Genomic DNA, 19,159 nt, shown 5'->3' with positions numbered 1-19,159 from the left:
CGGCCGTGCCCGGCCGGCCGTCAGGCCTTGGCGACGAGCTGCACGTCGAGGGTGACCTGGATCGTCGGTCCGACCACGGCGATCCCCCGCGCCAGCATCGTCTGCCAACTCACCGTGTAGTCGTCACGGTGCAGCTCGGTGGTGGCCCGGCAGGCCGCCCGCACCTCGCCCTCTATGCCGTTGCCGAGCCCGAGGTACTCCATGTCGAGGGTGACCGTACGCGTCACTCCGTGCAGCGACAGCGCGCCGGTTACGGCCCATCGGTTGCCGCCCCTGTGCACGCACCGCTCGCTGTAGAACTCGAGCGTCGGGAAGTTCGCCACGTCCAGGAAGTCCGCCGAGCGCAGATGGTTGTCGCGCATCGGCACGTTCGTGTCGATGGACGCCGCGTCGATCACCACGTGCATCGCGGACCGCTCCACGGGATCGGCGATCCGCACCACTCCCGCGAAGGAGTTGAACCGCCCATGGATCCGGGCCAGCCCGATGTGCCGGGCGGTGAAGCCGATCGAGGAGTGCGTCGCCTCTATCTCCCAGTCGCCCGGCGCCGGCAGCTCCGGCGGCTGGGCGACCTGGAGGGTCACATCGCCCAACGGGGCCAGCGAGTTCTCGCTGACGAACACGGTCGCCCGGTGCGGCGTGTACCCCTCCGCGGAGATGGCGAGCCGGTACTCCCCCGCCGGCACCGTCGCCAGGAACAACCCGTAGGGATCCGTGCCGCCGCCGACCACCGTGCGCCCCATGGCGTCGCTGACGGTGAACTCGGCGTGCGCCACCGGATCGTTGACCGGATCGAGCACCCGGCAGCTCAACACACCCGCGTCGGGCGGGGTCTGCACCGCCGCGAGCGGACTCGCCTGTTGCACCCGGTTCGTCCGGTTTCCCAGCCAGCGGCCGAACATCTACGCCACCCCATGCATGCCTCGACATCTCCATTGCCGAAGAAGTATTCGATCACCAACAGGGCATTCCAGGCAACACAAGCCCACATCGCGAGAATCCGGCACATGCCATGGGACTGCACACAAGGAGCATCAACTGGCCGTTCATTGCCAGAAAATGAATATTTTCACCTCACTTCCCTCACAGTCGGCACACATCCCCGGCGTTCAGTCCCGCGCCACACGCACCCCCGCACCCGCCCCGGTCACCGCGAGCGCCCCGTCCCGGTCCGTGCGCAGCACCACCGCGCCCAACGCGCGCAGGGCCGCGACGGTGGGAGGAGCCGGGTGCCCGTAGGTGTTGTCCGCGCCGCACGAGATCAGGGCCAGGCGCGGAGCCGCCACGCGTATCAGGTCCGGGCTCTGGTACGCCGAGCCGTGATGGGCGACCTTGAGCACGTCCACGCCCGCCAGTCGCACGCTCATCGGCGAGTCCAACAGCGCCTGCTGCGCCGGGGGTTCGAGGTCGCCCAGGAGCAGCAGGCGCAGTCCGCCGGAGTGGACGAGCAGCGTGATGCTGGCGTCGTTGGGTCCGTCCGGGTCCGGTGCGGGGGATGGTGGCGGCCACAGCACCTCCCAGGTCAGGTCACCGGTACCGCGCTGCTCCCCGGCACCGGCGTGGGTGAGCGGGATGCCGCGGCGAGCCGCCTCCTTCCGTACGAACTCGGCCTGCTGCGCGGGTTCTTCGTACCCGGTCGTCTCGATCGCGCCCACCGCGCGTCCGCGCAGTACACCCGGCAGACCGGCCACGTGGTCGGCGTGGAAGTGGGTCAGTACGACCAGCGGAACGCTGGTGACGCCAAGTTTGCGCAGGCAGTGGTCCACCAGTGCCGGGTCGGGTCCGGCGTCCACGACCACACCGGCGCCGCGGCCCGCCGCGAGCACGGTCGCGTCACCCTGGCCCACGTCGCACATCGCGAACCGCCAGCCGGGCGGCGGCCAGCCGGTGATCACCCTGGTCAGCGGCGGCGGCTGCACGACCACCAGCAGGAGCAGCGCCCCGCAGACCCCGCAGAGCCAGGGGTGCCTCAGCAGCCACCGGCCCACGAGCACGGCCACCACCGTGACGAGGGCCAGCAGCAGCGCCCCGGTCCAGTTGTCCGGCCAGTCCACTCCCCCGCCGGGCTGGGCCGCCCCGGTCCGGGCCACGTCCGCGATCCACCCGGCCGGCCAACTCGCACACCAGGCGAGCGCCTTCGCCACCGGCATCGCCAACGGTGCCGTCGCCAGCGCCGCGAAACCCAGCACGGTGGCGGGCGCGACGGCGGCCTCCGCGAGCAGGTTGCACGGCACCGCCACCAGGCTCACCCGGGCCGACAACACGGCGACGACAGGCGCGCACAGCGCCTGCGCCGCGGCCGCCGCTGCCAGCGCCTCGGCCGCCCGGGCGGGGACCCCGCGCCGTTGCAGCGCCGCGCTCCAGCGGGGCGCGAGGGTGAGCAGGGCTCCGGTGGCCAGCACCGACAGCAGGAAGCCGTAACTGCGCGACAGCCACGGGTCGTAGAGCACCAGCAGCAGTACGGCCGTCGCCAGAGCCGGGAGCAGCGATCTGCGGCGCCCGGTCGCGAGGGCGAGCAGTGCCACCGCTCCGCAGGCCGCGGCCCGCAGCACGCTCGGGTCGGGCCGGCACACGACCACGAACCCCAGGGTGAGCGCCGCCCCGAACAGCGCGGTGCCGCGCAGGGGAAGGCCGAGCCGCGGCGCCAGGCCGCGGCGCTCCACCCGCTGGGCCAGGCCCGGTGGCCCCAGGAGCAGGACGAGAAGGATGGTGAGGTTGCTCCCGGAGACGGCCAGGAGGTGTGTGAGGTCCGTCGCCTTGAACGCCTCGTCGAGTTCGGGGGTGATCCGCGAGGTGTCCCCGACGACCAGGCCCGGCAGCAGCGCCCGCGCGTCCGCCGGCAGGCCGTCGGTCGCCGCCCGCAGCCCGGCGCGCAGCCGGCCCGCCAGCCGCTGTGGCGCGGACGGCTCCGCCACCACCTCGGGCGGCGCCCGGTCCTGGACCCGGAGGACCGCCGCGATCCGGTCGCCGCCCGTCATCGGGGGCGCAAGCCGCGCGGTCACTTTCAGCCGCGTGGACGGCAGCAGCCCGAGCCAGGGCGAGAGCTGCGCCCCTTCCGTGGGGTGCGTGTCGTGCCCGTCCGGCGGGCGTCCCGGTCTTCCCGACGGGTCGCCGACACGGTCCGCCGTCTGCGAGCCGATGTTGACGAGGATCAGCACCGGAGTCCGGGTCACCACGGCCGCCGCCGAGCCGGGTCGGTCGACGCGCAGCACCTCGGCGTCCATCCGTACGGAGGGAGGTGCCTGGCGGCCGCCGCGGATCCGGGGGCGGGTGAGGCGGGGGTCAGAGGTCAGCTCCACCTCGGCGGTCACCGTGGCGAACTGCCGTGCCAGAGCGGGCACCGGACCGCGCCGCACGTCCGCCCCGTGGAGCCCGGCGGACACGGCGGCAGCGGCGGCACCGAGCAGCGCGGCGGCAGCGGAGGTACGCGCCCAGGAGGTACGTGCCCGGGACCGCCCGGCGGTGGGGGCGGGCGGCTGTCCTGCCGTGTGTGTTCCACGGCTTCCTCGTCGTCGGCCTACCAAGAGTACGGCGACAGCGGCGAGGCAGGCCGTCACGAAGCCGGTCACGCGGCCCGTGGAGGCGTCCAGCGCCACAGCCGCCGTGGCCCAGGCCGCGAGGGCCGGTGGGACGAGCCGGAGGTCTGCCGGGCCTTCCTGCCGGGGATGGGCGTCTCCCAGCCGCTTGCCGGACGCGGCGTGCACCGCGGGGCGGAGGTGGGTCGGAGTGGAAGGGGGCTCGGCGGGGGCGCGGCGGCCAGGAGGCGCGGGGCCTCGGTCGGCGTCGGTGCCGGTCTCGGTATCGGTATCGGTATCGGGGTTCACGGGCTGACCAGGTCCCGCAGATCGGCGAAGCGGCGCGTGCCGATGCCGCTGACCTCGCGCAGTTGGTCCACCGAGCGGAAGCCGCCGTGCTGCGTGCGGTAGTCGATGATGCGCCGGGCCAGTACGGGACCGACGCCGGGCAGGGTCTGCAACTGGTCAGCGGTGGCCGTGTTGAGGGAGACCGGGGCCGTGGACGTGCCGGCGGCACCCGTACCGGCCGCGCCGGCGACGCCCGTCCCGGGCGCCTCGGGTACGGCGGCGGGGGCCGGGCCGCCGACGACGACCTGTTCGCCGTCCGCCAGGAAGCGGGCCCGGTTGAGGCCGTCGGTATTGGTGCCGGGACGCACCCCGCCGGCCGCCTGGAGGGCGTCGGCTACCCGCGACCCGGCCGGCAGGCGCTGGATTCCGGGGCGCCGGACCTTGCCGCTGACGTCCACCACGATCTCCGCGCCGGGAGACGCCGGGGCGCCCCGCGCGGTGACCGGCGTCCCGGCCGTGGTGGCCTTGTCCTGCCCCTGGTTCCCGTGGGGAGCCACGGCACGCACCACCTCGGGTGCCTGGACCGTCTGCGTACGGCCGGTCCAGAAGTGCTGTACGGCGAGGAGTGCGGCGACGGCGAACAGCACGGTGAGCGCCACCACATTCCTGCGCTCCAGCCCGCACCGCGTCTGCAACCACAACGGCATCCGCTCGCGCACCGCGGCCCCGGCCCGCTCCCGCCAGTCCGGTGCCCCGGCAGGACCCACGAGCCCCGTCTCGGCGCCGCCGCCCGTCTCCACGGCGCCCCGCACAGCGGGATTGGCCGCGCCCCTCCGGCCCGCCGCCGTCGGGCCCGCCCCAACCACCGTGGTCGAGCAGCTCACTTCGCTCACGACAGCGGGGTTCGCACGGCCCGCGCCAGACGGACTCAGGTCCGCCAAGCCCCCGTCGACGACCGCAGCCGGGCCGACATCGACCGCTGCGGCCGAGCCGCCACCGGCCATGCCAGGCGCCCCGCCGCCGACCACGGCCGCCGGACCCACGCCCACCGCGGCAGTAGAGGCTCCGTGCGCGACTGCCCGGCCCACGCCAACCAACCCACCACCGACCACCGTGGCCGGGCCAACCTTCCGCACGGCGACAAAACCCCCGTCGCCCAGGGCAGTCGACTCCGTGCCATCCACCGCAGGCGGACCCACGGCCGCCACGCTCGGCTCACTCGGGGCAGTGACGACGTCGGCCAGGACAGTCGGGCCCGTACCACCCACCGCAAGCGAGCCCACGGCAGCCGCGTCTGTCCTCCCCGCAACGCCAAGCCCCACATCAGCCACGCCGTTCGGATCCACGCCGCCCACCGCAGGCGGACCCACGGCCGCCACGCTCGGCTCACTCGTGACAGTGACGACGTCGGCCAGGACAGTCGGGCCCGTACCACCCACCGCAAGCGAGCCCACGGCAGCCGCACCCGTCTTCCCCGCAACGCCAAGCCCCACATCAGCCACGCCGTTCGGATCCACGCCGCCCACCGCAAGCCGGCCCGCGGCCGCCGGGCTCGGCTCACTCGCGCCAACGCGCCCGAAGTCGGCCCCGGCCATCGCACCCTCACCACCCGCAGGAGCCGGACCCGCGCCAACCGCCGCAGCCGCGCTCGCCGCGTCCGGTGGGCGGCCCGTCCGCTCCGGCGCCGCCCTGGCCCAGGACGGCCCGGGACGAGGGGGCCGAATCGGCGGCGCCGGGTCAGGACCGGTCTGGTGCTTCCGCGCGACCTCCCGGGAGTCACCGCCCGGCTCCCCGGCCCGCGCCGCGCGTTCGGCGAACAGCGCCTGTGCGCGCCGCTGCAGATCCTCCGCCGAGGCGTGGGAGCCCCGGCGGACCGGTGGGCGGCGGTGGCGGGTGCGGCCGTCCGAGTCGGGGGCCCGGCCCGGGCCACTGGTCGCCACCGCTGTGCGTGAGCGTGATCGAAGTGCCATGCCAGGAGCATCCGGCAACCCGGCACACTCGCGATGATCTTGCTCAAATTCCGGGGACTACCGCCCAGTTGTGGACAACTCGCTCACCCGTACGGGTCAGCGCGGCGAGACCACGACCCCCAGCAGCCCCGGACCTGTGTGCGCGCCGATGACCGCCCCGACCTCGCTGACGTGCAGGTCGGCCAGGCCGGACACCCGGGTGCGCAGCCGGTCCGCGAGGGCCGACGCCCGTTCGGGAGCGGCGAGATGGTGGACGGCGACATCGACGTCGGCACCGCCCGCGCGCTCGGCCACGATCTCCTCCAGGCGGGCGATCGCCTTCGAGGCGGTGCGCACCTTCTCCAGGAGTTCGATCCGGCCGTCCTGCAACTGGAGCAGCGGTTTCACGGCGAGCGCGGAACCCAGCAGCGCCTGCGCCGCGCCGATGCGGCCGCCCCGGCGCAGATAGTCGAGGGTGTCGACGTAGAAGAAGGCGGAGGTGCCCCCGGCACGCTTCTCGGCGGCCGCGACCGCCTCGTCCACCGTGCCGCCGGCCTCCGTGGTCCCGGCCGCGGCCAGGGCGCAGAAGCCGAGCGCCATCGCGACCATCCGGGTGTCCACCACCCGTACCGGCACCGGCGCCTCACGCGCGGCGAGCACCGCGGCGTCGTACGTGCCGGAGAGCTCCGCGGACAGGTGCAGGGAGACGATGCCGCTCGCGCCGGACGCCGCGACCCTGCGGTAGGTCTCGGCGAACAGTTCGGGGCTGGGCCGCGAGGTGGTGACGGGCCGCCGCTTCTGCAGCGCCTGGGCGAGTGAACGCGTCGAGATCTCGGTGCCCTCTTCGAGCGCCTGGTCGCCGAGGACCACGGTCAGCGGAACCGCGGTGATGCCGTGGCGCTCCATCGTCCGCGGCGGCAGGTAGGCCGTTGAATCGGTGACGATCGCGACATGGCGGGACATGAGCTGGAGGTTACCTGCCGTAGTGCCCCGATGGCAGCCCAGCCCCTCTCACCGGGTCACGTGTGGCCGGATCGGGCCGTGTTCAAGTCGTGCTCTCGGGCCGGGGCTTCTTCTGCCAGGGGTAGACGGGGCGACGGCCCGACGGGGTGATGGCGGGCCGGACCGGCTCCTCGGCGGAGGCCTGCCGCGGGGCCCCGGGCCAGGTCCGCGGGTCCCCCGCGGCGGCCGGTGGCTCGGCCGTCGGCCCGCTCGGCGGCCCGGTCGTCGGCTCGGTCGGCTCGGTCTTGGTCCAGTGGCGCAGCGCGCCGGCCTCCACGTCGATCTGGGCGCTCAGCGTGTCCAGGTCGTCGTCGGCGAAGCGGCGGGCGCGGTCGCGGGCCGCCCAGCGCAGGGAGTCGGCCGATTCCGTGATGCGTTGGGTGCGTTCGCGCAGGGCCGGGAGCCGCTCGGTGAGCGTCGCCCGGTCCGGCTCGGCCTCCAGGCGCTTGAGGTCGCCCTCGAGTTCGCGCCCGTGCACGCTGAGCCGCTCGAACAGGGCGATGGACTCCTTGAGGGACTCGTCCTCGTGCACGCCCGCGTGCAGGGCGTCCTGGGTGGCACGCATCGAGGTGCGCAGGGTGAGCCGCAGCTGGGCCAGTTCGCCCGCCGGGCCGAGCTGGGTGAAGGACTTGGCCCGCAGCGTGTGGTCCTCGACCGTGCGGCGGGCCTGGGTGATGGTGCGGTCCACACTGCGCTTGGCTGCCCCGACCACCTTCACCGCGGCGTAGGCGCCGAGCACCACGAAGACCGCGAAGAGGAGGACGAGGACGGTGACGACTGTTTCCACGGCGCTCCTCCTCCGGCTCACGCGGCACCGGTCGCGCCGCCCCTCCACGGTAAACGCAATGGGCAGGCCCCGGGTTCCAGAAGAACCCCGAACCTGCCCGTAGGGGACTACCCCGAGGCACTCACGCCCCGGCCCTCACGCGCACGCGTGCACACGCGCTCACGCCGAACGACAGCTCACACCCCGTCCCGCACGCACTCACGCCGGAACGATGTTCACCAGCTTCGGCGCCCGCACGATCACCTTGCGGATGCCCGCGCCCTCCAGCGCCGCGACGACCTTCTCGTCGGCAAGCGCCACCTTCTCCAGCTCCTCCTCGGAGATGGCCGGGGAGACCTCCAGGCGCGCCTTCACCTTGCCCTTGACCTGGACGACGCAGGTCACGGTCTCGTCGACGACGTACGCCGGGTCGGCGACGGGGAAGTCCTGGTGGACGACCGAGCCGGAGTGGCCCAGCTTGTGCCACAGCTCCTCGGCGATGTGCGGGGCCAGCGGGGCGACCATCAGCACCAGCCGCCCGGCGACCGAGCGCGGCACGGACCGGCCCGTCTTGGTCAGGTGGTTGTTCAGCTCCGTCACCTTGGCGATGGCTGTGTTGAAACGCAGGCCCTCCAGGTCCTGGCGGACGCCGTCGATCGCCTTGTGCAGGGCGCGCAGCGTCTCCTCGTCGATGTCGGCGTCCTCGGCGTCGACGACGGTGACCTCACCGGTCGCCTCGTCGACGATGTTGCGCCACAGCCGCTGCAGCAGCCGGAACTGGCCCACCACCGCGCGCGTGTCCCACGGCCGGGAGACGTCCAGCGGTCCCATCGCCATCTCGTACAGGCGCAGCGTGTCGGCCCCGTACTCGGCGCAGATCTCGTCCGGAGTGACCGCGTTCTTCAGGGACTTGCCCATCTTGCCCAGCAGCCGGGAGACCTTCTCGCCCTGGTAGTAGTACGCGCCGTCGCGCTCCTCCACCTCGGCGGCCGGCACCGCGATGCCACGGCTGTCGCGGTAGACGTAGGCCTGGATCATGCCCTGGTTGAACAGCTTGTGGAACGGCTCCGGCGAGGAGACGTGCCCCAGCTCGTACAGGACCTTGGACCAGAAGCGCGCGTACAGCAGGTGCAGCACGGCGTGCTCGGCGCCGCCGACGTACAGGTCGACGCCGCCGTGGGGCATGCCCTCGCGCGGGCCCATCCAGTAGCGCTCGATCTCCGGGTCGACCAGCTGCCGGTCGTTGTGCGGGTCCAGATAGCGGAACTCGTACCAGCAGGAACCGGCCCAGTTGGGCATGGTGTTGGTCTCGCGGCGGTACTTCCTCGGCCCGTCGCCCAGGTCCAGGGTGACGTTGACCCAGTCCTCGTTGCGCGACAGCGGCGTCTCGGGCTGGGTGTCGGCGTCGTCCGGGTCGAAGGTGCGCGGCGAGTAGTCCTCGACCTCGGGCAGCTCCAGCGGCAGCATCGACTCGGGCAGCGCGTGGGCCACGCCGTCCTCGTCGTAGACGATCGGGAAGGGCTCGCCCCAGTAGCGCTGGCGGCTGAACAGCCAGTCGCGCAGGCGGAAGTTGACGGTGCCCTCGCCGATGCCCTTGCGCTCCAGCCACTCGGTGATGCGCGCCTTGGCGTCGACGACGCCCAGGCCGTCCAGCTTCACGTCGTCGCCGGCGGAGTTCACGATCTTCGCGTCGTACGAGGCGAAGGCGTCGTCCCAGGTCGAGGTGTCCGTGCCGCGGTCGTCGGCCGGCTCGACCACGCAGCGCATCGGCAGTTCGAAAGCGCGCGCGAAGGCGAAGTCGCGGCTGTCGTGGGCGGGGACGGCCATGATCGCGCCGGTGCCGTAGCCCATCAGGACGTAGTCGGCGATGAAGACCGGGATCTTCTCGCCGTTGACCGGGTTGACGGCGAACGCGCCGGTGAAGACGCCGGTCTTGTCCTTGGCCTCGGCCTGGCGCTCCACGTCCGACTTCGAGGCTGCCTGGGCGCGGTAGGCGGCGACGGCCTCGGCCGGGGTGGCGTGGCCACCGGTCCACACCTCGTGGGTGCCCTCCGGCCAGGCGGCCGGGGTGAACTTCTCCACCAGCGGGTGCTCGGGCGCCAGCACCATGTAGGTGGCGCCGAACAGGGTGTCCTGGCGGGTGGTGAAGATCGTGATCCGCTCGCCGTCGATCGGGAAGTCGACGCGGGCGCCCTCGGAGCGGCCGATCCAGTTGCGCTGCTGGAGCTTGATGGCCTCGGGCCAGTCCAGCTCCTCCAGGTCGTCCAGCAGCCGGTCGGCGTAGGCGGTGATGCGCATGTTCCACTGGCGCAGCTTGGCCTTGAAGACCGGGAAGTTGCCACGCTCGGAGCGGCCGTCGGCCGTGACCTCCTCGTTGGCCAGCACGGTGCCCAGGCCGGGGCACCAGTTGACGGGCGAGTCGGAGGCGTAGGCCAGGCGGAACTCGCCCAGGACCTCGGCGCGCTCGGCGGCGCTCAGCTCGGGCCACGCGCGCGTGTGCCCCGGCACGACCCGCTCACCGGATTCGAACTGGGCGATCAGCTGCGAGATCGGACGGGCCTTCCCGGCCTCGTCGTCGTACCAGGAGTTGAAGATCTGCAGGAAGATCCACTGGGTCCACTTGTAGTAGTCCGGGTCGATCGTGGCGAACGACCGGCGCTTGTCGTGGCCCAGGCCCAGCCGGCGCAGCTGCGCCTTCATGTTCTCGATGTTGGCCTCGGTGGACACCCGCGGGTGGGTGCCGGTCTGCACGGCGTACTGCTCGGCGGGCAGGCCGAAGGCGTCGAAGCCCAGGGTGTGCAGGACGTTGTGGCCGGTCATCCGCTGGAAGCGGGCGTACACGTCGGTGGCGATGTACCCGAGCGGGTGACCGACGTGCAGGCCCGCACCGGAGGGGTAGGGGAACATGTCCATGATGAACTTCTTGGGCCGGGCGACCAGCTCGGGGTCGCCCGCCAGGTCACCCTTGGGGTTCGGCGCCGCGTAGGTGCCGTCGGCGTCCCAGAAGTCCTGCCAGCGTGCCTCGATGTCGGCCGCCACGGCGGCCGTGTAGCGGTGCGGCGCTGCCACCTCGGAGGCGGCAGCGGGGTTCGTCTCGCTCATGATCCTCAAAGCTCCATCGATCGTCTCTGCCCACGGCTGCGACTTTCAGAAACGAAAAATCCCCTCGCACAGGAGGGGACGCCGCGCCGATGCCGACCATCCGATTGGTCCGGCGGTCGGGACTGATCAGCGCGGCTCGCTAAGCAGAAGGCGTACGGCACGCATGGCGTCAGGGTACCGCAGCCGTCGAGTGCGGGGCGACGAGCGTCCGCGGGGCGGGACGCGGACCTCGGCGAGCCGTGAGGGACCGGGGGTCCGTTTGTGAAGGTTCAGAAAAGCTGAACATAGTTCAAATTTAACCCGGCGTAATGGATCCTATGGGGACAACACGAGCCCCGGCAGCGCCGTTGATAACAACGCAATAACTCAAACGGCGTACTGCTCGGTTTGGAGCCACTTAGAGTTCGTGCCCGGGACCGCTTTCCCGAACCGCTCGGAGTCGCCCCCATGAACCCTCGTCGCAGTAACAGCTCCCTCCCCAAACCCGGCCGCTCGGCCTATGGGGTGGCATCGGCTGTCGTCCTGCTCCTCATACCCGTGGTCGTACTGGCCGGAGGCAGCCAGTTCCGCGAGTTCCTGAACTTCGGCGCGGGCGTGCTCTCGCTCGTCTCGCTCAGCTGCTCGGTGATCTGGGGCCTGGTCGCCCAGGACCGGATCATCCTCAACACACGCCAGCGAATCGTGGGCCAGGCGGTGCACCGGACCACGGCGGTCGCCTCGATCGCGTTCCTCCTGGTGCACATCACCACCAAGATCGTGCTGGGGCACACCCAGCTGATCGCCGCGCTGATCCCGTTCTCGCTCGGCCTCACCGGGATCGAGGGCCTGGTCGGCCTCGGCTCCCTGGCCGGCCTGCTGATGATCTTCGTGGGCATCACCGGGGCGCTGCGCAGCAACTTCGCCACCCCCGCCCCGGTCGCGGCGCGCTGGCGGGCGATGCACATGCTGGCGTACCCGGCCTGGTGCGCGGCGCTGGTGCACGGCCTGTACGCGGGCCGGGAGGCCAAGCCGATCTTCTTCATCCTCTACGGCCTGTCCCTGCTGGGCGTCATGGCGGCCCTGGCCGTGCGCGCGGCGCCGCGCCCGTTCAAGCGCAGGCTCGCCGACCGGCTCGTGTCGGTGCTGGGCGGCGGCGAGCGGCCGGAGCTGGACGACCTGGACGCGAGCCGGGCCAGGGCCTCGGAGTCCGCGCTGCCGGGCTACGAGAACGCACGCGGCGCGACGCCCCCCCGCGCCGACGCGACGAGGCCGGCGCCGCGCGGTCCGCGGCCCTCCTCCCCGCTGTACGACACGCCGGCGCCCGCCGCGGAGCCCGAACCCGCCCCCGGCTTCGCCGCCGCCTACCGGGCCGTCGCGACGCCGCCGCGCGACAGGCAGCCCTTCGCGGCCGACCAGACCGCGCGCATGAACATGCCGTTCGACCCGCAGGCCACCGGCGCGACGCCGCGCGTGGACGGCCCCGGCAGCACCTCGGGCAGCTGGCCGATCCCCTCGCCGCCGCCGGTCGGCGAGGCGCCCCCGTCCGCCTACGACCCGCTGAACGACACGGGGTACAACATCCCGGCCTACAACAATCCGGGCGCTGCCGCGGGCACCACCGGCTACGGCGGACGTGATGTGTACGACATCGGTGAGACGAACGCCCCCTACGGCACGTACAACCCGAACGACACGTACAACAGCGGTCCCGCCACTGAAACACCGCCCGGCGTCTCCTACGACGCGCCGGGTTCGGGCGAACCTTGGAACACGCCTTCCGGAGGCTACAGGTGAACGAGGCCCTGCCCGACGTCCCCGAAGTCCGCGTGGTCGGGCTTCCCCAGCTCACGTCGGGCTTCGACCTTGTCGAAAGACTCGATCTGCCCATGCACCTGAAGGTGCACGGGCCGCTCGAACCGATGGGCGGCGAGCAGCTCGCGCAGCTCTCCGAGGCCATCAATCTGAAGGGCCGCGGCGGCGCGGGCTTCCCCTTCCACAGGAAGCTGCGCTCGGTCGCCGAGTCGGCGATCAAACGCGGCGTACGGCCGGTCGTCGTCGTCAACGGCAGCGAGGACGAGCCGGCCTGCCGCAAGGACACGGTCCTGATCCACCGTGCCCCGCACCTCATCCTGGACGGGGCCCTGCTGTGCGCTGAGGCCCTCGGTGCCCGCACCCTCGTGGTGGGGGTCACCCGGGAGTCCACCCAGCGCTCCATGGAGGCGGCGCTCGCCGAACGCGGACTGAGCAACAGCCGCAGGTCGGCTCTGCGCGCGAGCGTGCAGCGCAACCCGGTGCGCATGGTCACGGGCGCGGCCGCGTCGCTGATCCGCTCCATCGACGGCGGCCCCGCGATCCCGCCGGGCCGCAAGACCAGCGCCTCGCAGAACGGCGTGGGCGGCGCGCCCACCCTGCTGTCCAACGCGGAGACCTTCGCCCAGCTGGCGATCGCCGCCCGCATCGGCCCGGAGCGCTACGGCAACACCGGCCTGTACGACGAGCCGGGCACCGTGATGCTGACCATCTCCGGCGCCGTCGCCCGTCCCATGGTGGTCGAGGCGCCCACCGGGGTGCCGCTGCGCTACGTCCTCCAGCTCGCCGGCGCCCCGCCGGTGCCGCAGGGCGTGCTGACCGGCGGCTACCACGGCAAGTGGATCGACGCGGCGACCGTCAACGAGGCGATCGTCTCGCGCAACTCCCTGGACGCGGTGGGCGGTTCACTCGGCGCTGGGGCGATTCTGCCGATCAGTCAGGAGACCTGCCCGCTGGGCGAGTCGCTCCAGGTGGCGAAGTGGCTGGCGGAGGAGAGCGCGGGCCAGTGCGGTCCCTGCTACCTCGGCCTGCCGGCCGCCGCGCGCGGCTTGGAGGACATCCTGAACGGCGGCGGCCCGGCCGCCCTGGAGGCCCTCAAGCAGGTCGCCAAGAACGTCAAGCGGCGCGGCGCCTGCTCGCACCCCGACGGCTCGGCGATGTTCCTGGAATCGACCATCAAGGCGTTCACCGACGACCTGGCCGCGCACGTCCTCGGCAACGGCTGCGGACGCCCCGTCGAGGGCGTCCTGCCGCTCTTCGAGGGCGGCAGGGCTCCCACCGGCGTCCCCGGCGGCGGCGAGGCCGAGGAGTCCGGCTCCAGCCGTCAGAAGATCTACGTCGACTGGACGCTGTGCCGGGGACACGGCCTGTGCGCGGACATCCTCCCGGAGGTCTTCGAACTGGGCGCCGACGGCTTTCCGACCGTCGCCCAGGCGAAGGTTCCTCGCTACGCGGAGGACAAGGCCCTGCGCGCCGTGCGCCGCTGCCCGGCACTGGCCCTGCGCCTCGAGGAGGACACCCGCTCGCAGGCGCCGCCGCGCAACCTGCCGGTCCTCTCCCAGGGCCGCGGCCGCCGCGCTCTGGGCCGCTGAACGCACGCGACGGCGGGTCGCCCCTCTGGGAGGGCGACCCGCCGTCGCATTGCCGCTCCCGATGCCGCCGCGTACGCGTCCGGACATACGTCGAGGGCGGATCATCCGATGGATGACCCGCCCTCACTTCCTGTGGAGCTAAGGAGAATTGAACTCCTGACCTCCTGCATGCCATGCAGGCGCTCTACCAACTGAGCTATAGCCCCTCGTGGCCACGCGGCTGAGCCGCGTATTCGACCGTGTCGCCCGGTTTCCCCGGCGGCGACGCCAACATTACACGGTCCAGGGGGTGGAACACCAAATCGGTTTCGCTCTGCCCGGCACGCCCCTGAGCCCAGGGCCGACGTCACGCCGTCACGAACGAATAGAACCGCTTCAGAGTGCAGTGCTCCTCCAGGAGCCGGCCGTAGATCGGCTCTCCCTCGAGTTCGCGGTAGGTCTCGATCGGGTCGCCTTTTATGATCAGCGCCCGCGCGCACTCCTCGCACCAGTACTGGTAGTCGGGGTTGATCGGCTCCATGTCGCGGACGATCGGGGTGCCGCCGCCGCACCAGTCGCACTTCCGCCTGTGTGCACCCATGGGTCAGCTCCAGCTGTGGCCGCAGGCCGTGCACACGTACGAGATCCCCCCGTTGTCGCCGAGGACTTGGGCCACATGGAGGGAGCCGCAGGAGGGGCAGACGAGGCGGGTGACCGTGTCTCGTATCAACGCCGCACCGAGGAGGTGATCGACCTCCTCGAGGATGCAGGCAGGCATCGCTACTCCCTCCCGTCGGGCCGCGCCCCCTTCCGGCCGTTTGATTCTGCCACGGCCGGGCCGACACGGTCAGCGACGCCTTGGTACCAGTACGGCCACGGCCTGCACCGCGGACGTCCGGGCCGGCGCGTCCAGGCACTCCGGTAGCGCGCTCGCAGAGGTATACGCCCCCGAGCCTCAAGTGACTCAAGCCGGTTCACAGGAATACAGAAAATCCCGCCCCTGAACGGGACGGGATCCTGGCGAACGATCTTCGGCGACTCAACCGAGTGCCGGTCCGTGGAGCTAAGGAGAATTGAACTCCTGACCTCCTGCATGCCATGCAGGCGCTCTACCAACTGAGCTATAGCCCCTTGCCTCCACGCGAACCAACCGCGTGGTGTTTCGCCCCACTCGGCGGGGCGAACAAGAAGAACTTTAGCCTGCGACCTGCCGGAAAGTGAAATCCGGGTCCTGTGGGCCGCGGGGCGGCTCAGTCGTCGTCGCCGAGGACGGGCTCGGGCAGAGTGCCGGCGTTGTGCTCCAGCAGCCGCCAGCCGCGAGCGCCCTCGCCGAGGACCGACCAGCAGCAGTTGGACAGGCCGCCCAGACTCTCCCAGTGGTGGGGTTCGAGGCCGATGAGGCGACCGAGGGTGGTGCGGATGGTGCCGCCGTGGCTGACCACGACGAGCGTGCCGTCCTCGGGCACCTTCTCCACGTGCCGCAGCACGACGGGGGCGGCGCGGTCGGCGACCTCGGTCTCCAGTTCGCCGCCGCCGCGGCGCACCGGCTCGCCGCGCTTCCAGGCGGCGTACTGCTCGCCGTACCGGTCGATGATCTCCTCGTGCGTCAGGCCCTGCCAGACGCCCGCATAGGTCTCGCGCAGGGCCTCGTCGCGGGTGACCTCAAGGCCGGTGAGCGCGGCCAGCTCGGCGGCCGTGCGGGCGGCCCGCAGGAGGTCGGAGGAGACGATCGCGTCGGGCCGCAGGGAGGCCAGCAGTCGGGCGGCACGGCGGGCCTGGCCGACGCCGGTCTCGGTCAGCTCGACGTCCGTGCTGCCCTGGAAGCGCCGTTCCACGTTCCAGGGAGTCTGGCCGTGGCGCCACAGGATGATGCGGCGGCCACGGCCCGGCGCCCGGCCGGGCCCCTCGGCGGCGCCGCTCACCGCCACTCACCGCCTGGCTCCGCCGTCTCCTCGGCGGCCTGCTGCTTGGCGTGCTCCTCAGCCCTGCCCCGGGTGGCCTTGGCGTCGGCGGGCAGTTCGAGCTCGGGGCAGTCCTTCCACAACCGCTCCAGGGCGTAGAAGACGCGCTCCTCGCTGTGCTGGACGTGCACGACGATGTCCACGTAGTCGAGCAGGACCCAGCGGGCCTCGCGGTCGCCTTCGCGGCGCACCGGCTTGGCGCCGAGGTCCTTCAGCAGCCGCTCCTCGATCTCGTCGACGATCGACTTGACCTGGCGGTCACTGGGCGCGGACGCCAGCAGGAAGGCGTCCGTGATGGACAGCACGTCGCTGACGTCATACGCGATGATGTCGTGCGCGAGTTTGTCGGCGGCCGCCTGGGCGGCGGTGTTGATGAGGTCGAGAGAGTGGTCGGTCGCGGTCACTACAGGGCTTTCCTTCGGCGGTCACTTGACACCAAGGGTCTCACGGACCACCGAGGACACCCCACGCAATTGAGGGATCACTGCTCCGAGGAGCCCCGGTAGTCCTGACCGAGGACGACCGAGACGTCGGCGTTCGAGGTGACCATGCCCTTCGTCACCGCGGTGTCGGGCAGCCCCAGGGTCTTGGCGACCTCCGTGGCCTTCTCCTTGCCCGCGGCGTCGGCGTAGACGACCTGGGACGCCGAGCGGACCTCGGACGCGGTGCCGCCCTCCAGGAAGGTGAAACCGCCGCCCAGGAGGACGATCCGGGCCTTCTCGGTGTTGCCCTTGGTGCCGGTGGCGTTCCGCACGGAGACCCGGACGGCGGACGACTGGTCGGGGCTCTTCGCGGTGCCGCCCAGGACGTCCTTGACCACGCTCTCGCTGGTCTGCGTGCTCAGCGTGCCGTCCGTCTGCACCGGCAGCAGCGCCGTCTTGTAGTCGCCGCCCTTGGCGAAATCGGCCAGTTTGGCGAGGAAGGTGCCGAGGTCCTCGTCGGTGAGCGAGGGGTCGAGGATCTGCTGGAGCGTCTGCACCGTCGTCGTCGCGCCCGTGGCGTCGGAGGGGACCTTGCGCAGCACGCTCTGCATCACCTGGCCGAACCGTTCGAGCTGGGCGTTCTCCCCCTCGCCCGAGGCGTGGTAGGTGGCGTATGCGACGGCCATCTTGCCGCTGAGGGTCTGCGCCTTGCCCTTGCGGATCAGGGGCGCGGTGCCCTTCTTCTTGGCGTCCGGGTCGGGCACCTCGGCGTTGGTGTCGACGTCGATGTTGCCGACCAGGTCGACGAGGTTCTGGAGGTAGGGGGTGTCCAGGCGCCAGGTGCCCTCGATGTCGGTGCCGAGGACCGTGTCGAGCTGGTCGCGGGTACCCGAGGAGCCGTCGCCCTTGACCGACTTGGCGAGGGACGTGACGGTGCCGTCGTCGCCCGTCAGGGCGAGGGAGTTGGGCAGCAGGACGGTGGTGCCCTGCTTGGTGGTGGTGTTGCCGACGAGCAGCGCCGTGGACGTGCCGCCCCGTTCGGTGTCGTGCAGGTGGACGACGATCACGTCGCGCTTCTGGGCGCCGGACGCGGTCGTGGTGCCGGTCTCGGAGCCGGGCGACGACAGTCCGGGCAGCTTCCCGGCGTACCAGAGGTAGCCGACGCCGCCCACCGCGACCAGGGCCAGCACGACGGTCAGGGCGATGACGCGGCTGCGGGCGCGGCGGCGGGCCTCCTCGCGGCGCTCGGTGCGGTTCTCGGTGAACTTCAGCCAGTCGATGACGTCCTCGGAGTCGTCGCTGGGCTCCTCGACGAAGGCGAACTGCTCGGTGCGGTAGTCGGGTCCGTCCGCACCGCCCCGGTCGGGCCCCTGCGCCGCCCGGTCGGCGTCCGCCGGGCCGGTCTGCTGCGGGATGTGCGCGGTCTGCTCGGCGACCCGGGGCTGCTGCCCGCTGGTCGCGGCCCGGCCGTACGGGTCGTACGGCGCCGCCGTCGCGCCGGAACCGTACGCGTCGTAGGAGCCATGGGCGCCATGGGCTCCGTGGCCGGAGGGACCGGGCGACTGGCGGCCGCCGTCGTAGCCGGTTCCGTAGCCGCCCTGATAGGCGCCGTCGTGACCGCCCTGGTAGGCCGAGGGATCGAGTTGCTGCTGGCCGCCGGTCGCGTACGGGTCGTAGCCGTAGCCCTGCTGTCCGTAGGCGTCGTAGGCCTGCTGCGGTGTCTGCTGGACGGGGACCTGCCGGTACACAGGCCGGCCGTACTCGTCGTAGCCGACGAGTTCGTACTGGTCGCCTCCGTGACCAGCGTCGTATCGGTCGTTCACCGGTGCCCCTCTCGGCTCACTCGCCTCGGTACAGCTGGCGTTTGGCGATGTAGCGCACGACTCCGTCAGGCACCAGATACCAGACGGGGTCGCCCTTGGCGACTCTCGCCCGGCAGTCGGTGGAGGAGATGGCGAGGGCGGGGACCTCGACGAGCGAGACGCCGCCTTCCGGCAGGCCGGGATCGGTCAGATGGTGGCCGGGCCGGGTGACGCCGATGAAGTGCGCGAGGGAGAACAGTTCCTCGGAGTCCCGCCAGGTGAGGATCTGGCCGAGCGCGTCGGCGCCGGTGATGAAGAACAGGTCGGTGTCGGGGTTGAGCGCGCGCAGGTCGCGCAGGGTGTCCACGGTGTAGGTGGGACCGCCGCGGTCGATGTCGATGCGGCTCACGGAGAACTGCGGGTTCTCGGCGGTCGCGATGACCGTCATCAGATAGCGGTCCTCCGCCGGGGAGACATGGCGGTGGGACTTCTGCCAGGGCTGCCCGGTGGGCACGAACACCACCTCGTCCAGGTGGAACTGCGCGGCGACCTCGCTGGCCGCCACGAGGTGCCCGTGGTGGATCGGGTCGAACGTTCCGCCCATGACGCCGAGGCGCCGCTTGCCCGACGCCGAAGGCCCGCCTCCGGGCCCGTGTTCGAGGGGGTTCACCGTGTCACTCGCCGGACCGGTAGGCATGTCCTGCTCTCCCATGCGTGCAGACCCTACCGGCCCGGCCTGAGGACTCCGTGAACCAGATCCCGGGGACGGGCCGGACAGGGCTTCAGCGGTCGCGGTTGAAACGCGTGGTGATCCACAGCAGGAGCAGCAGGATGAACAGCGCGCCACCGCCGGTGAGGAAGGGGCTGAGGCTCTCGTGGTTGCCCCCCTCGGACTCGGCGAGGTTGACCAACTGGGCAGCAGCGGTGCTGGGGAAGCTCATCTTTGGCAGGACCTATCCGGGAGTGAGCGGGACAAGGATGTCGGCCCATCGT

At 71.9% G+C, this 19,159-nt stretch carries 15 protein-coding genes and 2 tRNA genes; 2 read left to right on the top strand and 15 right to left on the bottom strand.

The genetic code is table 11. The annotated features are described in order from the left end of the window. Positions 1-20: 20 nt before the first annotated feature. The 6 genes from ABZ818_RS00630 to leuS form a co-directional block, all read right to left on the bottom strand. The gene (locus ABZ818_RS00630) at positions 21-902 is read right to left on the bottom strand and encodes a YceI family protein (protein ID WP_361408586.1); all 882 of its coding nucleotides are present in this window, start codon (positions 900-902) and stop codon (positions 21-23) included. 207 nt (positions 903-1,109) lie between these two features. After that, the gene (locus ABZ818_RS00625) at positions 1,110-3,704 is read right to left on the bottom strand and encodes a ComEC/Rec2 family competence protein (RefSeq protein WP_361409566.1); all 2,595 of its coding nucleotides are present in this window, start codon (positions 3,702-3,704) and stop codon (positions 1,110-1,112) included. 116 nt (positions 3,705-3,820) lie between these two features. Continuing rightward, positions 3,821-4,696: a ComEA family DNA-binding protein gene (locus ABZ818_RS00620; protein WP_361408583.1), complete on the bottom strand. Its 876-nt coding sequence runs from the start codon at positions 4,694-4,696 to the stop codon at positions 3,821-3,823. A 1,173-nt stretch (positions 4,697-5,869) separates the two neighbouring features. Continuing rightward, positions 5,870-6,715: a DegV family protein gene (locus ABZ818_RS00615; protein ID WP_361408580.1), complete on the bottom strand. Its 846-nt coding sequence runs from the start codon at positions 6,713-6,715 to the stop codon at positions 5,870-5,872. Between the two features lie 82 nt (positions 6,716-6,797). Then, entirely contained in the window at positions 6,798-7,541 is a 744-nt protein-coding gene (locus ABZ818_RS00610; protein ID WP_361408577.1) for a hypothetical protein, read from the bottom strand. 198 nt (positions 7,542-7,739) lie between these two features. Then, positions 7,740-10,622: a leucine--tRNA ligase gene (gene leuS / locus ABZ818_RS00605; protein WP_361408574.1), complete on the bottom strand. Its 2,883-nt coding sequence runs from the start codon at positions 10,620-10,622 to the stop codon at positions 7,740-7,742. A gap of 447 nt (positions 10,623-11,069) precedes the next feature. On the opposite strand from leuS, the gene ABZ818_RS00600 reads away from it, so the two are divergent. Then, entirely contained in the window at positions 11,070-12,395 is a 1,326-nt protein-coding gene (locus tag ABZ818_RS00600) for a cytochrome b/b6 domain-containing protein (RefSeq protein WP_361408571.1), read from the top strand. Continuing rightward, a complete protein-coding gene (locus ABZ818_RS00595) occupies positions 12,392-14,002 on the top strand; it encodes an NADH-ubiquinone oxidoreductase-F iron-sulfur binding region domain-containing protein (RefSeq protein WP_361408568.1) in 1,611 nt (536 codons plus the stop codon). Before ABZ818_RS00600 ends, ABZ818_RS00595 begins: the two co-directional genes overlap by 4 nt. A gap of 133 nt (positions 14,003-14,135) precedes the next feature. On the opposite strand, the gene ABZ818_RS00590 is transcribed toward ABZ818_RS00595, so the two are convergent. The 9 genes from ABZ818_RS00590 to ABZ818_RS00550 all read right to left on the bottom strand — a co-directional run bounded on the left by ABZ818_RS00590 (position 14,136) and on the right by ABZ818_RS00550 (position 19,107). Next, positions 14,136-14,208, bottom strand: a tRNA-Ala gene (locus tag ABZ818_RS00590). A 140-nt stretch (positions 14,209-14,348) separates the two neighbouring features. Then, the gene (locus ABZ818_RS00585) at positions 14,349-14,582 is read right to left on the bottom strand and encodes a hypothetical protein (RefSeq protein WP_100566877.1); all 234 of its coding nucleotides are present in this window, start codon (positions 14,580-14,582) and stop codon (positions 14,349-14,351) included. 3 nt (positions 14,583-14,585) lie between these two features. Next, the gene (locus ABZ818_RS00580; protein ID WP_361408565.1) at positions 14,586-14,759 is read right to left on the bottom strand and encodes a hypothetical protein; all 174 of its coding nucleotides are present in this window, start codon (positions 14,757-14,759) and stop codon (positions 14,586-14,588) included. A 280-nt stretch (positions 14,760-15,039) separates the two neighbouring features. Beyond that, positions 15,040-15,112, bottom strand: a tRNA-Ala gene (locus ABZ818_RS00575). Positions 15,113-15,231: 119 nt separating this feature from the next. Continuing rightward, the gene (locus ABZ818_RS00570; RefSeq protein WP_361408562.1) at positions 15,232-15,909 is read right to left on the bottom strand and encodes a histidine phosphatase family protein; all 678 of its coding nucleotides are present in this window, start codon (positions 15,907-15,909) and stop codon (positions 15,232-15,234) included. Continuing rightward, positions 15,900-16,346 carry a ribosome silencing factor gene (rsfS, locus tag ABZ818_RS00565; RefSeq protein ID WP_361408559.1) on the bottom strand — a complete coding sequence of 149 codons (447 nt, stop codon included), beginning with the start codon at positions 16,344-16,346 and terminating at the stop codon, positions 15,900-15,902. The genes ABZ818_RS00570 and rsfS overlap by 10 nt, the downstream gene beginning before the upstream one ends. 77 nt (positions 16,347-16,423) lie before the next feature. After that, positions 16,424-18,187, bottom strand: a complete 1,764-nt coding sequence (locus ABZ818_RS00560) for an LCP family protein (protein WP_361408556.1) — start codon at positions 18,185-18,187, stop codon at positions 16,424-16,426. A 16-nt stretch (positions 18,188-18,203) separates the two neighbouring features. Further along, positions 18,204-18,878, bottom strand: a complete 675-nt coding sequence (gene nadD, locus ABZ818_RS00555; protein WP_361408553.1) for a nicotinate-nucleotide adenylyltransferase — start codon at positions 18,876-18,878, stop codon at positions 18,204-18,206. A gap of 70 nt (positions 18,879-18,948) precedes the next feature. Further along, a complete protein-coding gene (locus ABZ818_RS00550; protein ID WP_361408551.1) occupies positions 18,949-19,107 on the bottom strand; it encodes a hypothetical protein in 159 nt (52 codons plus the stop codon). Positions 19,108-19,159 lie beyond the last annotated feature (52 nt).

It is taken from the genome of Streptomyces sp. NPDC047453 (assembly GCF_040643155.1).
In the GTDB taxonomy this organism is placed as follows: Bacteria; Actinomycetota; Actinomycetes; order Streptomycetales; family Streptomycetaceae; genus Streptomyces.
Note: the sequence above shows the minus strand (reverse complement) of the source record. Positions and strands in the feature narration are given on the sequence as shown.

Excerpts from the sequence above, each read along its gene's own strand:
- ABZ818_RS00615 (WP_361408580.1), bottom strand. The coding sequence starts at position 6,715 with ATGTCCCGCCATGTCGCGATCGTCACCGATTCAACGGCCTACCTGCCG.
- leuS (WP_361408574.1), bottom strand. The coding sequence starts at position 10,622 with ATGAGCGAGACGAACCCCGCTGCCGCCTCCGAGGTGGCAGCGCCGCAC.
- ABZ818_RS00600 (WP_361408571.1), top strand. The coding sequence starts at position 11,070 with ATGAACCCTCGTCGCAGTAACAGCTCCCTCCCCAAACCCGGCCGCTCG.
- ABZ818_RS00580 (WP_361408565.1), bottom strand. The coding sequence starts at position 14,759 with ATGCCTGCCTGCATCCTCGAGGAGGTCGATCACCTCCTCGGTGCGGCG.
- nadD (WP_361408553.1), bottom strand. The coding sequence starts at position 18,878 with ATGGGAGAGCAGGACATGCCTACCGGTCCGGCGAGTGACACGGTGAAC.
- ABZ818_RS00550 (WP_361408551.1), bottom strand. The coding sequence starts at position 19,107 with ATGAGCTTCCCCAGCACCGCTGCTGCCCAGTTGGTCAACCTCGCCGAG.
- ABZ818_RS00585 (WP_100566877.1), bottom strand. The coding sequence starts at position 14,582 with ATGGGTGCACACAGGCGGAAGTGCGACTGGTGCGGCGGCGGCACCCCG.
- ABZ818_RS00630 (WP_361408586.1), bottom strand. The coding sequence starts at position 902 with ATGTTCGGCCGCTGGCTGGGAAACCGGACGAACCGGGTGCAACAGGCG.